Here is a 13,387-nt window from a genome sequence, read left to right as displayed (position 1 = left end):
GGACCACGGCGAACCCGGCCACGGGCACAGCTGACCCAGGAGGCGTCCCATGGCACCCGACACCCGGCCGTTGCAGCCGGCACCGAACCTCATCGAACTGAACATCGGCGGCATGACCTGCGCCTCCTGCGCCGCCCGGATCGAGAAGAAACTGAACCGGCTGGACGGGGTGACCGCCACGGTCAACTACGCCACCGAGAAGGCGAGCATCCACTACCCGGACACCTACACCCCGGCCGACCTGATCGGCACGGTCGAGAAGACCGGCTACACCGCCGCCGTACCGCCCCCGCCGCAGTCGGCAGCCACCCCGGCGGAGACCGCCGAACCGGTCGACGAACTGCGCGCGGCGCGTACCCGGCTGCTCGTCTCGCTGGTCCTCAGCGTGCCGGTGATCGTGCTGGCCATGGTGCCCGCCTGGCAGTTCGACTACTGGCAGTGGCTCTCCCTCACCCTGGCCGCCCCGGTGGTCGTCTACGGCGGGCTGCCGTTCCACCGGGCGGCCTGGGTGAACCTGCGGCACGGCGCCGCGACCATGGACACCCTGGTCAGCCTCGGCACGATCGCCGCGTTCGGCTGGTCGGTCTGGGCGCTCTTCCTCGGCAGCGCCGGGATGCCCGGCATGACGCACCCGTTCGAGCTGACCATCACCCGGACCGACGGCGCCGGCAACATCTACCTGGAGGCCGCCGCCGGGGTCACCACGTTCATCCTCGCCGGCCGGTACTTCGAGGCCCGCTCCAAGCGGACCGCCGGAGCCGCCCTGCGCGCCCTGCTCGAACTCGGCGCCCGGGACGTCGCGGTGCTGCGGGACGGCACCGAGGTCCGGATCCCGATCGACCAGCTCGCCGTCGGCGACCGGTTCGTGGTCCGGCCGGGCGAGAAGATCGCCACCGACGGGATCGTCGAGGACGGCTCCTCGGCGGTGGACAACAGCATGCTCACCGGCGAGTCCGTACCGGTCGAGGTCGCCCCGGGGGACCGGGTCGTCGGGGCCACCGTCAACGCCGGTGGCCGGCTGGTGGTCACCGCCACCCGGGTCGGCGCCGACACCCAGCTCGCCCAGATGGCCCGTCTGGTCGAGGCCGCCCAGACCGGCAAGGCCGCCGTGCAGCGGCTCGCCGACCGGGTCTCCGGGATCTTCGTCCCGGTCGTGATGGCCATCGCCGTCGGCACGCTGGGCTACTGGATCGGTACCGGTGCCGAACTGACCGCCGCGTTCACCGCAGCCGTGGCGGTGCTCATCATCGCCTGCCCGTGTGCCCTCGGGCTGGCCACCCCGACCGCCCTGCTGGTGGGTACCGGCCGGGGCGCCCAGCTCGGCATCCTGATCAAGGGGCCCGAGGTGCTCGAATCGACGAAGCGGGTGGACACCGTCGTGCTGGACAAGACCGGCACGGTCACCACCGGCCGGATGACCCTGGTCGACGTGCTGCCCGCCGCCGACCAGGACCGCGACGAACTGCTGCGGCTGGCCGGTGCACTGGAGCACGCCTCCGAACACCCGATCGCCCGGGCCGTCGCCACCGGCGCCGCCCAGTCCGCCGACGCAACCGGGGGGCTGCCGCCGGTCACCGGGTTCGCCAACGTCGAAGGGCTCGGGGTGACCGGTACCGTCGACGGCCGGACCGTCACCGTCGGCCGGGAGCGGCTGCTCACCGAGCGGGGACTGGAGCTGCCGGAGGAACTGCGCCGCGCCGTCACCGAGGCCGAGGCGGCCGGTCGTACCGCCGTGCTGGCCGGCTGGGACGGCCGGGTACGCGGCGCGCTGGTCGTCGCCGACGTGGTGAAGCCGGAGAGCCGGGACGCCATCGCCCGGCTACGGGCCCTCGGGCTCACCCCGATCCTGCTCACCGGGGACAACGCCACGGTCGCCGGTCGGGTCGCCACCGAGGTGGGCATCGAGGCGGCCCAGGTGATCGCCGGGGTGCTGCCGGCGGAGAAGGTCGACGTGGTCCGACGGTTGCAGGCCGAGGGTCGTACCGTGGCCATGGTCGGTGACGGGGTGAACGACGCCGCCGCCCTCGCGCAGGCCGACCTGGGCCTGGCCATGGGCACCGGCACCGACGTCGCGATCGAGGCGTCCGACCTGACCCTGGTACGCGGTGACCTGACCGCCGCCGTCGACGCGATCGCGCTGTCCCGGCGGACGCTGCGGATCATCCGGAGCAACCTGTTCTGGGCCTTCGCCTACAACGTGGCGGCCCTGCCGCTGGCGGCGGCCGGCCTGCTCAACCCGATGATCGCGGGTGCGGCCATGGCCTTCTCCTCGGTCTTCGTGGTCGGCAACAGCCTGCGGCTACGGGGGTTCCGTCCGGTTGCCGCCCGGTGACCGGTTAGCGTGGAACCGTGCGGACGGTCGGTGCGGCGCTGACCGGGCGGTGGGCCCGGTCGGCGCTGCTCGCCGCCACCCTGTTCGGGCTGGCCATGATGCACAGCCTGGGCCACGGCGGCGGACCGCACCCGGTGGCGATGGCCGCCGGCCCGCATCCGACGACGACGGCCGCCGGCCCGCACGGTGCGGGAACCGGCGAACCGCACCCGACGACGATGGCCGCCGACCCGCACCGTGCGGTGGTCGTCGGACCGGGCGCGGCGGACCGTCCCGGCGGCGACCCGCAGCTGGCCCTGCCGGCCGACGGTGGCGGGGGCGGACACCCGGCAGGGTGGAGCGTCTGCGCCGCCGTCCTCGGCGGACTCGCCGCCGTGGCACTGCTCGCCGTTCTGCTGCTCACCGTCGGAGTGGGGCTGTGGAACGCTCCGGCCGCCCGGAACCTGTCGACCGGCTCCCGCGCCCCACCAAAGGCCGGACCGATCGGGCTGACCCTGGCCCGGGTCTCGGTGCGACGCAGATAGGACGCCCAGCGGGCGCCGGTACCCCCGGTGTCCCGCCGCCGCTTCCCGTCCACGTTCGTACCGCACCCGAGAGGTTCCGCTGTGAACACCCGTACCATCCTGCGCCGCGCCGCCCTGGCCGGCACCGCCCTGACCGCCGCCGTCGCCCTGGCCGGCTGCGGCACCGACGACCCGATGCACGGCACCGGCGACCGCCACGCCACCCCGGCCGGTGCGTCGACCGCCGACACCCCGACCGGCCCGGCCCGGTTCAACGGCCCGGACGTGATGTTCGCCCAGATGATGATCCCGCACCACCGGCAGGCCGTGGAGATGTCCACGCTGGCCGAGACCCGGGCCACCGACCCCGAGGTCAAGCAGTTGGCCGCCCAGATCAAGGCCGCCCAGCAGCCGGAGATCGACAAGATGACCGGCTGGCTGACCGCCTGGGGCAGGCCCACCGCGATGCCGGGCACGAGCAACGGCCCGGGCATGCACCACGGTGGGATGCCCGGCATGATGACCGACGCCGAGATGACCGACCTGGCCGCCGCCTCCGGTACGGACTTCGACCGGCGGTTCCTGACCATGATGGTCGCGCACCACAAGGGCGCGCTCACCATGGCCCGGGACGAGATCTCCTCGGGCGACAACGCCGAGGCGAAGGCGCTGGCCCAGGCGATCCTCACCAGCCAGCAGGCCGAGATCGACACGATGAACCGGATCCTCGCCCGACTCTGAACCGCCGACGGCAAGGGGTCCGCGTCACCGGGTACCACCCCGGTGACGCGGACCCCGCCGCGTTCGATCAGCCGGTACGGGTCAGCGGCGGACCAGGTACGCCCGGGTGATGGTCTGCTCGACCATGTTGCCCGTCGAGTCCACGTGCCGGGCCCGCAGCGATACCTCCTGCACCCCGTGCGGGTGCGGAACGTGCGCCACCGTGGTGTCCCCGGAGCCGGTCAGCCGTACCTGACGCCAGTTCCGCCCGTCGTACGACGCCTCCACCGACAGGTAGCGGGTCGTACCGTGGGTGGCACCGTCCTGCCACTGCACCGACACCGGCACCGCGAACGTGCCACCGGCCGGCGCCCGGTTGTGGTCGTCGAGCTGCGGCGCGAACCGGACCGCCGCCAGCGGCAGCCGCACCGTCGACCCCTCGGCCGGCGTGGCCGAGCAGAACGTCCACGCCACCTTCACCGAGGTGGCACCGGCGAAGTCGGTGCTCCGGGTGGCCCGGCTCTCCAGCCGGTACGTCGCCGAACCGGCCGGGACGGTGAACGAACCGGTCGCCGCCAGGTCGTTCTGGCCGACCAGGCGACCGTTGCGGTAGAGCTTCGTGTACGCGCCGGTCACCGCGGACCGGGCCTCCCGGTGGGTGCCCTGGTCGGTGAAGAGCGGCAGCTCGACGTCGATCCGGTCCCCGGTGCGGGCCGCGTTCGTCCACTTCCACGGCCAGTCCCTCGGGAACGACGGCCCGAAGACCCCGACGTTCCACCGCTCGACCGAGTGCGTACCGACGGTGAAGTGCCGGTCCGCGCTGTTCAGCATGGTCTCCGGGTTGCCGTCCGGCTCACCGGCGAAGGTGCCGATCGCCGCCAGCCACGGGGTGTCCGGGATGTAGTACTCCTGGATGGTGAACGGCAGGGGCGCGTACACCAGGTAGTCCTTCTGCCCGATCCGACCCGGCCGGGCCGAGGCCAGCCGTGCCTGCACGCTGGCCAGCTCCGAGTTCGGCAGGTGCCGGATCAGGTCGGCCGGTACCCGGTCGGGCTCGATCCACTGCACGTGGTACATGTACGGGCTGCCGGCGAAGCCACCCCGACCGTCCGGCTTGGCCAGCCGGGCGGCCACGTAGAAGGTGAACTCCCCACCGGTGGTGGCGCTGGTCGACGGGCGGACCAGCAGGCCGTCGAAGGTCGGGCCGTGGGCGTCCGAGCCGAGGTACCGGCCGTCGTTGGTCATCCGCGCGAAGATCGCCGCGACCTCGCCGTACCGGGCGTCGGACTTGTCCACGGTGACGCCGACCGGGCGCCCCTCGGTCGCCACCAGCGAGATGGTCCGGTTCTGGTCGAGGACGACGAGCGGCTCGACGATCCAGGTGCTCAGGTTCCCGTCGGCCCGGGCGGTGTCCACGTGGGACTCCAGGTAGTAGTTGCCCCTGGGCAGCCGGACCACCGCCGTACCGGCGGGTTCGGTCACCGTGACCGCGTAGTCCCGGTCCAGGTCGTTGAGGAGTGCGCTCCAGTTCGCGGCCGGGGCGCCGTCGTGGTCGGTCGCGGTGATCGTCAGGTCGTAGCTCTCCGCCTCCACCTCGACGGCCACCGGGGTACGCAGGGCGGGCGTGCCGGCGACGCTGGCGACCAGCGAGCCGGTCACCCGGCCCGGGGAGACCTTCGCGCCGTCCACGGTCACCGTCGCCGAGGTGGTACCACCCGCCGGGACGGTGAGCTGGCGGGGCGCGACGGCCAGGCCGGTGCCACCGGCGACGGCCAGGTCGATGGTGACCGGGGCGGTGGCGGCGTTCCGGTAGGTCACCGTGCTCCGGGCACCCGCCTTGCGGGCGTCCCAGCGCAGCACGCCCACGTCCACGCTCGCCGGGGCGGTGGTCAGTCCGTACCGCAGGGTCTGCTCGGCGGATCCAGCCGCGCTGCCGAGCAGCGCCGACCGCAGGTCGGTGGCCGTCCAGCGGGGGTAGCTGCGGGCGAACCGGTCGGCGGTCCGGGCGGCCGTGGCGACGTCCGGCGTGACCAGGACAGCCGTCCCGGCGTCGGCCCGGCGGGCGGCCGGACCGGCGGTGGCGACCGGGCCGGACGCGGCCGGGTCGTCGGCGGTCAGGAACAGCGGACCGGTCGAGGTGCCCAGGTCGGCCAGGGCCGACCGGACCAGGCCCGGACCGTTCGTCGGGACCGACACGGCGGCGTCGACCTGCACGATGCGGTCCCGCCGGGCGGCGGCGCCCTCCAGGGCGTCGATCAGACGGGACTCGGAACCGGCGGTGACCCGGCTGACAGCCGAGGTGCCGACCGTCGGGCCGGTCGCCTTCGTCTCGACCGGGGCGTCGAACCAGATACCGGTGGCGCCACCGGCGAGCGCCGGAGCACCGTCGGCCCGGGCGGCGGGGGCGGTCACCAGCCGGGACCAGAACTGCCCGGCACGCGCCCGGTCCAGCCGTACCCCGGCGCCGTCGACGCTGGTCAGGGCCGTCTCGACGGTCGCGCCACCGGCCTTCGCCACGGTCCCGGCACGGGTGTGGTCGGCGGCGGTGACGATCAGCGGCAGGTCCCGGTCGGCGCGGTCGGCGTACCCGAGGTCCAGCAGCCGGCTGACGTTGAACAGGCGCGCGTCGACCACGCCCGCGGCGACCAGGGGTCGCGCGTCGGCGGGCACCACGTGCACCTCACCGGCCTGGACGTACCGGTGGAAGAGGGTCTTCTCCCGTCCGGCGGCGGGCCGGACGACGAGACTCTGGTTGGCCGGGGCATCCGGCCGGATCAGCACCCGGTCCCCGGTGACCAGGGTCAGCCACGGCTCGGCGGGACCGGCCGGGGCGGCGGGTGCCTGGGCGCCGGCCGGGCCGGTCAGCACCAACGGTGGTACGGGCAGCAGCGCGGCCAGCGCCACCGCCAGAATGGTCGATCTGGTTCGCCGTCGTGACATGGGCTCTCCTCCGGCTCCTGCTGGCTACCCGGACGGCTGGGGAGCGCTTCCGGGACTGCTGGCCGAAGCCACCCAATGGACGGCTGGCCGAGCCCACGATAGGGCGGGGAGATCGACAGCGGGCCAAACCTGGCAGCCGTCCGCCAGACCGGCGGGACGGGCCGTCACCGGCCGGGGGCGGGTGCGGCGTGCCGAGCCGGGACGGGGCCGTCACCGGCCCGGGGCGGGTGCGGCGTGCCGAGCCGGTGCCGTCAGGCGTGCACCTCCCGGATCACCCGGGTGATGTTCACCCGGCTGGTCGCCAACGCCTGCTCCAGATAGCCGATCATCAGTTCGCCGTTGAGTCGGCCGCAGGTGAGCAGGTCGAAGTTGGCCAGCGAGTGTTCCGGCCAGGTGTGCACGCACAGGTGGGACTGGGAGAGCACCAGCACGGCGGTGACCGCACCGTTGGGGAAACGGTGGGTCGACCGGCCCAGCACCTCGGCGTGCCCGGCCCGGGCCGCCTCGTCCATCACGGCCAGCAGGGCGGCCTCGTCGGTCAGGATCGCCGGATCGGTGACCCACATGTCGATCGCGTACGAGCACATCTCGTCGGCGGCCGGCACGCAGGCCGGTGCCGCACTGTCGCTGCTCATGGGGAACCCTTCGGAAGGAAGACCACCGGGCCGGGATGGCGAAGCCGGGGCGGAGGAGGGCAGGTGCGCCGCCGTGCGCAGCCCGTGCCGGTCGACCAGTCTACCGACCTGCTCAGCCGACGGCCCCTCGGACGAAATCGGCCAGCGTACCGATCGAGGTGAGCGACTCCAGGGCCCAGTCCTCGGCGGCCACGTCCACGCCGAACCGGTCCTGCACCCCGGCGAGCAGGCGCGCGCCGGCCAGCGAGGTCAGGTTCAACTCCGGACCGAACAGTTCGGTACCGACCGGCAACTCGGCGACCAGCGCGGGATCGCGGTCCAGCACGCGGGCCAGGATCGTCCGGATCTCGGTCTCCACCACGTCCATCACCGCACCACCCGATCCTGCGCGACCGTCCGGTCGTGCTCCGTGACCGCCCCGGTCCGCTCGATCGTCCGGTCCTGTTCCGTCGACAACCGGAGATGGGGGACCACCGGTAGCTCCCCGGTCAGGTCGCGGCCGAGCAGCAGCGCGTGCTCCCCGGTCACCGCGACCCGGCCGAAGCCGGCACGCCGGAGCAGTACCCGCAGCTCCAGGTTGGCCAGGTCGGTGCGGATGTCCACCAGCAGCCGGGCCGCGCCCGCCGCCCGCGCCTCCCGCATGATCCAGCCGAGCACCGCCACCGGTACGTCCCGACCGGCCGCCCGGCAGGACGACATGAACAGCCGCAGCCGCCAGTCCGGGTGCCCGTCCCCGCCCGGCGCGGCGTCCACCGCCCGGTCCGGCCCGGTCCCGGCGCCCCGCTCGACCAGCGCGGTGCTGATCAGGCCGTACTCACCGAACCGGTCGGTCAGCCGGGCCACCGGCACGAACCAGCGCGGATCGTCGATCAGACCGGCCAACCGTTCCAGCGGCCACTGCTCACCGGTGGTGTTGAACCGGTGGGTCCGCTCGGTCAGCTCCCCGATCCGGGGCAGGTCGGCCGGCCCGGCGGTACCGACCGTGAGGACCATCCCGCAGGCGCGCAGGAACTCCTCCCGGGAACCGGTGAACTCCTGCTCCGCAGCCCGTCGGGCCTGCTCCTCCCGGTACCGGTCGACCCGGCGCCGGGCCTCCTCGGTGGCCGGCGCGGGAACCAGGGTGCCGGCGTCGAGCTGCGCGTACAGCTCGTCCGGGGCGAGGACCCGGACCTCGGGCAGCAGCGCGGCGACCTGCGCCCGCTCGAACGGGTTGTCGTCGACGAAGACCGTCGCCGAGGGGGAGATGCCCAGTTCGTCGACGATCCGGCGGATCGCCTGGTCCTTGTCGCCCCAGCTCAGTTGCGGTACGACGAACCGGTTGGCCAGACCGGGGTCGGCGGCCAGCAGCTCCGCCATGCTCGGATCGGTCCGGCTGGCCACGCTGTTCACCACCCCCCGTTCCTCCAGGGCGGCCATCGCGGCCAGCGCCCGGGGAAACGGCTCGGGCAGTTCCCGGGTGCTCCGCTCGATCGCCACTCCGGGCCAGACCGTGCCGTCCAGGTCCCAGACCACGCACTTGACCGTCACCCGTGGGCACCGTTCCGGCTGTCGGCACCGGTCCGCTCGTCGCTGCCGGTCCGGTCCCCGGTACCGTGCCGGTCGTCGGTGCCGATCCGGCGGCGCAGCGTGAGGTGGGCCGGCTCGAACCCGAACCGGCGGTAGAGCACCCGCATCTGCTGGTTGGCCATGTGCACCTTGCCGACGATCTCGGTGACGCCGGCCCGCCGGGCGAAGTCCAGGGCGTGGTCCATCAGCAGCTCACCGACCCGCTCCCGGTCGACGTCGGGGCGTACCGCCAGGGACCGGAAGTTGATGTACCGGTCGCCGGTCAGGAAGTTGGTGTTGACCGCCAGCCAGAGCCAACCGACCGGCCGGTCCGCCCCGTCCACCGCGACGATCATGCCGTCCGCGTCCCGGTCCAGTGCCTTGGCCAGCTTCTTGCGGTGCACCGCCGGGTCCACCACGGCCTCGTCGCCGAAGGAGATCTCCGCGATGGTCACCTCGAAGGCCGCCAGGTCGTCCAGGTCCCGTTCGGTCGCCGTCCGGATGGCGTACGTCACGCCGGTCACCGCCCCTTCACCAACTGCAACGGACGGAACCGCTCCCCGCCGCACTGCGCACATCCGGCCTGCTTGAGCAGGGCGATGGTGGTCCACTGCTCCTGCTGCCCGACCAGGTACCGGCTGCCGCACCCGTTGCAGACGTACTGCCGGGGGGCGGTGCGCTGGTCGGCGGTGTAGAGCGGGCCGGTGTAGTCACCGGCCAGCACCGGCGCGGTCCCGGCGGTGCTGACCAGGTGTTGCAGGTGACTCACCCCACCGATGACCCCGGCCCCCAGGTACTCGTTGAAGTTGCGGTGCATCGCCTGCACGGTCAGCCCGAGATCGGCGACGGTCCGCTGCACCGCCAGGGTGTCGTCCGGGCCCTTCGGGCCGAAGGAGAAGATCACCGAACGGCCCGGCCCCGGCCGCAGCCCCTCCACCGCCCGGGAGAGGAAGAGCGCCGCCCCGTCGGTGGTGTACGGCGGATCGGTCATCGCCAGCTCGAACGCGCCGTGGAACCGCTCCGGCAGCGGCTGGCGCAGGTCGTGCCGGCGCAGCTCGGCCGGCTGGTCCAGCTCGCCGAGCTGATCGGAGATGAAGTCCAGCAGGGTCGGGGAGATGTCCACCACCGCGAGGTGGTGCACCAACCGGCGGCCCAGCGCCGCCCCGACCGCCGCGATCGTGACGGACATCAGGTCGTCGTCGCCGACCAGCAGCACCGACCGGCCGGGCAGCAGCCCGTACCGCATCATCAGCAGCACCCGGCGGACCTTGGTGGCGGCGGTGGCGAAGGACTGGTCGAGGGTCAGGTCGATCTCCGGGCCGGCCTCGATCAGCCGGGCGAGCCGGTCGACCACCGGGGTCAGCTCGGCCGGTACGACCACCGAGTGGCCGGCGCAGCAGGTGCAGGAGCCCACCTCGACCGGGTCCACGTCCAGCTCGTCGAGGAGTTGGCGGCCGTACGCGGTCAGCCGGCTCGGCCGGTCCCGGGTCAACACGTCCCGGGCCCGCAGCTCGTTGTTGACCGCCGCCACCAGGGGCAGGGGCAGCCCGACGTGCCGGCTGACCGCCCGGGTGGAGGCCGGTTCGAGCTGTCCGATCGCGCGGAGCACCCGCTCGACCCCGGCCTCACCCTCCTGAAGCCCGACCGCACCGGCCACGGCGGTGAGCAGGCCGGAGAGCCCGTCGTCCAGGTTGATCAAGCTGTCGCCCCTCGTGTCGCCATCGCAACGGCCGAGTCTACCGGCCAGCCGCGCAGCAGCTCAGCGGCTCAGCCGGGGGCAGCCGTCGGGCGGCGTCAGCCGGTCAGCCGGTCAGTCGGTCAGCCGGGGGACCAGTGCCGACGCCGGAAGCCCGCCCGGCCCTTCACGGTCGATCCGCCCGGCCAGGTCCCGGGCCCAGGCGACCAGCGCCTCCACCGGTACGCCGTGCGGCGCGGTACCCGCGTACGGGGCGACCCGGTCGGCGGCCCGCAGCAGCAACCGGGACGCCCCCACCCCGTTGCCCCGCGCGGCGTGGGTCAGGCCCACCGCCAACTGGGCGAGTCCACGCCACAGCTCGCGCTCGGGGTCCGGGGCGGCCTTCCAGGCCCCTTCCAGCACCTCGTGTGCGTGGAACGGACGGCCGGCGGCGAGGAGCCGCTCCGCCTCGGCCAACGCCACCTCCGGCGGCAGCGGCACCTCCGGCATGGTGGGTACCCCCGGAGCCCCGTGCGGCAGTGGCCGGCCCAGTGCGTCCCTCGGCCGGGCGTTGCGCGCCCGCCCACCCGGGTCGCGGTCACGGTCGGGGCGACGGTCACGGTCCACGCACCCCAGGCTAGCGAGTTAGGAAGGGCCCCTTCTTATCGCTTTCGGTATAGGAAGGGGCCCTTCCTAACACCTGACCGTCGCCAGCCGGTCGCTGGACGGCCGACGCACCTGCCGGCCCCGCCGGTCCGGTCAGCCTGCCGGGGCGCGGTAGTGGTGGCCGCCCGGATTGTCCCGGGCAGCCGATCCGAGCAGTACGGTGACCCGGCACTCGGGGTCGCCGACGGCGATCCGCTCGTCGAGCAGGACGACGGCGTCCCCGTGGTTACGGGCGGCGATGCCGCCGAAGACGCTCGACGTCATCCGGCAGAGCGCGGGCGCGTGCCGGACGGTCTCCCCGAAGGGGCAGCGCCGGTTGCCCAGCACGATCCGGTCGGCGTCCACCGAGATCACGTAGAAGTCACCGTCGATGGCCGATTTCAGTCGTAGGTAACACTCGGTCACCTGCTCGGGGGTGAGTCGACCGACCACGGCCCGGGCCCGCCGGTACTCGTCCTCCATCTGACCGCCGACGGTCGCGCCCACCTGGGCGACCAACTGCTCCGTCACGTGCGGACCGTGGCCGGCGTCGGCGGTACGCGCCAACTCGACGACCAGGGCGCGCAGGAACGCCTCCCGACCGAACCCGGTGGGGCCGGCCTCGTCCACCGCCGGCAGCGGGTTGACCCGGCGGCGGGGCGGATCGAGGGAGCGTTCGACCCGCCGGGTCAGCGGCAGTGTCGTCTCCACCCGTTTGCCGGTGCCCCGCTTGGCCGCGACCCGCAGGTCGCCGGCCAGTCGGGAGACCAGCCAGAGGCCCCGGCCGCGCGGGCCGGCCACGTCCGGCAGGCTGAGGGTCCCGAGTTCGAAGGTCGGCCCCAGATCGTGTACGACGAGCAGCGGCTGCGGTGCGGACCAGTCCAGACTGACCCAGACCGGCCCACCGGCGTGCTCGACGGCGTTGCTCAGCAGTTCCGAGACGACCAGTTCGGCGTCGGCCAACTCGTCGGCCTCCCGGGCGTGTCGACGGAACAGGGCCGCCAGTTCCGCCCGGAGTGCGCTGGCCGCCTGGGCCGTCGGAGGTGCGAGAAACCAGTCCACGCCCCCACCTCGCTCCTGGGACGGTCGTCAGGGTACCGCCGGGAACAACCTTAACGCTCCGCAGTCGATTTTGAGACGTACCGTCCGGGGCATCCGGTCGCTCCGACGGGCCCCGCCCCCGCTGCCGACCGGCGTTCCGGCCGGTTCCCCGGCAGGTCAGCCGGGCTGCCCGCCCCGGGGCGTGGCCGGCACCAGCCGGCGGGTGATCCACAGCGGCGAGGTGACCGCGTTGCCCACCACCACCGCGTGCGCCCCGACGGCGAAGGCCCGCTCGATGTGCGCGGTGGTCCGGTACCGGCCCTCGGCGAGCACCGGTACCGGCAGCAGGTCGGCGAGCCGGGCCAGCAGCGCCAGGTCCGGTCCGTCGGTCGGCGGGCTCGCCGGGGTGTACCCGGACAGGGTGGTGGCCACCGCGTCCGCACCGGCGCGTACCGCCGCCAGCGCCTCGGCCTCGGTCGAGACGTCGGCCAGCACCAGTGCCCCGGTCCGGTCGTGGACCGCGCGGACCGTGTCGGCGAAACGGCACCCGTCGGGCCGGGGCCGGTCGGTGGCGTCCACCGCCACGATCTGCGCCCCGGCCAGCGCCACCTCCACCGCGTGCCCGGCGGTCGGCGTGATCATCACGCCGGTCGTGCCGTGCTTGTACAGCCCGATCACCGGTACGTCCACCAGCGCGCGGATCGCGGCGACATCGGCCGGCCCGTTGGCCCGGACCGCCACCGCGCCGCCGCGTACCGCCGCCGCGGCGACCCGGGCCTGCACGTACGCGTCCCGCATCGGGTCACCGGGGTCGTCGGGCAACGGCTGGCAGGAGACCACCAGTCCGCCGGCCAACCGGTCGAGCACGTTCACGTCTCCTCCATCGTCGCCAGTCTGGCCGCGCCCACCACCACCGCGTCGGTACCCAGCCCGGCCGGCAGCAGCGGCACGTCCGCCCAGGCCGTCGGCAGTTCGGCGACGAACGCCCCGGCGGCGGCGGGCAGCAGCGCACCGGCCGCCCCACCGGCCACCAGCACCCGTTCCGGGTCGAGCAGGGCGACCAGCCCGGCCAGGGCCGCCCCGAGCGCGGTACCGGCGGCTTCCAACACCTCCCGCGCCACCGGTTCCCCGGCGGCGGCACGCTCGGCCACCACCCGCCCGGTGACCCGTTCCCCGGTGCGCAGTGCGTAGGCGGCGGCCAGGCCGGTGCCGGAGGCGACCGCCTCCAGGTGCCCGTACCGGCCGCACCCGCAGCGCAGCCGCCCGGCGCCCGGCACCGGCAGGTGCCCCACCGCACCGGCCGCACCCCGGGCACCGGACTCGATCCGACCGTGCCGGACCAGCGCCCCGC

13 protein-coding genes are annotated in these 13,387 nt (G+C 74.1%); 3 read left to right on the top strand and 10 right to left on the bottom strand.

Going from position 1 to position 13,387, the window contains the following annotated elements; genetic code table 11:
• Window positions 1–49 precede the first annotated feature (49 nt).
• The 3 genes from GSF22_RS21170 to GSF22_RS21160 all read left to right on the top strand — a co-directional run bounded on the left by GSF22_RS21170 (window position 50) and on the right by GSF22_RS21160 (window position 3,576).
• Window positions 50–2,332, top strand: a complete 2,283-nt coding sequence (locus GSF22_RS21170) for a heavy metal translocating P-type ATPase (protein ID WP_208815473.1) — start codon at window positions 50–52, stop codon at window positions 2,330–2,332.
• A gap of 17 nt (window positions 2,333–2,349) precedes the next feature.
• Entirely contained in the window at window positions 2,350–2,856 is a 507-nt protein-coding gene (locus GSF22_RS21165) for a hypothetical protein (RefSeq protein WP_208815472.1), read from the top strand.
• An 81-nt stretch (window positions 2,857–2,937) separates the two neighbouring features.
• Complete coding sequence (locus GSF22_RS21160; RefSeq protein WP_307804185.1) at window positions 2,938–3,576, top strand: DUF305 domain-containing protein; 639 nt, start codon at window positions 2,938–2,940, stop codon at window positions 3,574–3,576.
• An 81-nt stretch (window positions 3,577–3,657) separates the two neighbouring features.
• Here the strand turns inward: GSF22_RS21160 and GSF22_RS21155 are convergent, their stop codons facing one another.
• The 10 genes from GSF22_RS21155 to GSF22_RS21110 form a co-directional block, all read right to left on the bottom strand.
• Window positions 3,658–6,495 carry a hypothetical protein gene (locus GSF22_RS21155; RefSeq protein WP_208815471.1) on the bottom strand — a complete coding sequence of 946 codons (2,838 nt, stop codon included), beginning with the start codon at window positions 6,493–6,495 and terminating at the stop codon, window positions 3,658–3,660.
• Window positions 6,496–6,746: 251 nt separating this feature from the next.
• On the bottom strand, window positions 6,747–7,130 hold the full coding sequence (gene speD, locus GSF22_RS21150) for an adenosylmethionine decarboxylase (RefSeq protein WP_208815470.1): 384 nt from the start codon (window positions 7,128–7,130) through the stop codon (window positions 6,747–6,749).
• A gap of 112 nt (window positions 7,131–7,242) precedes the next feature.
• Complete coding sequence (locus GSF22_RS21145; RefSeq protein WP_208815469.1) at window positions 7,243–7,497, bottom strand: acyl carrier protein; 255 nt, start codon at window positions 7,495–7,497, stop codon at window positions 7,243–7,245.
• Entirely contained in the window at window positions 7,497–8,657 is a 1,161-nt protein-coding gene (locus tag GSF22_RS21140) for a hypothetical protein (protein ID WP_208815468.1), read from the bottom strand. The genes GSF22_RS21145 and GSF22_RS21140 overlap by 1 nt, the downstream gene beginning before the upstream one ends.
• On the bottom strand, window positions 8,654–9,190 hold the full coding sequence (locus tag GSF22_RS35480) for a GNAT family N-acetyltransferase (RefSeq protein WP_208815467.1): 537 nt from the start codon (window positions 9,188–9,190) through the stop codon (window positions 8,654–8,656). Before GSF22_RS35480 ends, GSF22_RS21140 begins: the two co-directional genes overlap by 4 nt.
• Before the next feature lie 5 nt (window positions 9,191–9,195).
• Window positions 9,196–10,374 carry a bis-aminopropyl spermidine synthase family protein gene (locus tag GSF22_RS21130; protein WP_208815466.1) on the bottom strand — a complete coding sequence of 393 codons (1,179 nt, stop codon included), beginning with the start codon at window positions 10,372–10,374 and terminating at the stop codon, window positions 9,196–9,198.
• Window positions 10,375–10,485: 111 nt separating this feature from the next.
• Window positions 10,486–10,977, bottom strand: a complete 492-nt coding sequence (locus tag GSF22_RS21125) for a DUF309 domain-containing protein (protein ID WP_208815465.1) — start codon at window positions 10,975–10,977, stop codon at window positions 10,486–10,488.
• Between the two features lie 132 nt (window positions 10,978–11,109).
• Window positions 11,110–12,057: a methanogen output domain 1-containing protein gene (locus GSF22_RS35770; protein WP_208815464.1), complete on the bottom strand. Its 948-nt coding sequence runs from the start codon at window positions 12,055–12,057 to the stop codon at window positions 11,110–11,112.
• A 156-nt stretch (window positions 12,058–12,213) separates the two neighbouring features.
• Complete coding sequence (locus tag GSF22_RS21115; RefSeq protein WP_208815463.1) at window positions 12,214–12,909, bottom strand: N-acetylmannosamine-6-phosphate 2-epimerase; 696 nt, start codon at window positions 12,907–12,909, stop codon at window positions 12,214–12,216.
• Window positions 12,906–13,387 (bottom strand): ROK family protein (locus tag GSF22_RS21110; RefSeq protein ID WP_208815462.1); only part of this gene is annotated, 482 nt, incomplete at its 5' end. The genes GSF22_RS21110 and GSF22_RS21115, both read right to left, overlap by 4 nt.

Source organism: Micromonospora echinofusca, assembly GCF_017614955.1.
GTDB classification, from domain to species: domain Bacteria; phylum Actinomycetota; class Actinomycetes; order Mycobacteriales; family Micromonosporaceae; genus Micromonospora; species Micromonospora echinofusca_A.
Note: the sequence above shows the minus strand (reverse complement) of the source record. Positions and strands in the feature narration are given on the sequence as shown.

Bases quoted from the DNA above. Each gene is read 5' to 3' on its own strand.
- GSF22_RS21170 (WP_208815473.1), top strand. From the start codon at position 50: ATGGCACCCGACACCCGGCCGTTGCAGCCGGCACCGAACCTCATCGAA.
- GSF22_RS21155 (WP_208815471.1), bottom strand. From the start codon at position 6,495: ATGTCACGACGGCGAACCAGATCGACCATTCTGGCGGTGGCGCTGGCC.
- speD (WP_208815470.1), bottom strand. From the start codon at position 7,130: ATGAGCAGCGACAGTGCGGCACCGGCCTGCGTGCCGGCCGCCGACGAG.
- GSF22_RS21145 (WP_208815469.1), bottom strand. From the start codon at position 7,497: ATGGACGTGGTGGAGACCGAGATCCGGACGATCCTGGCCCGCGTGCTG.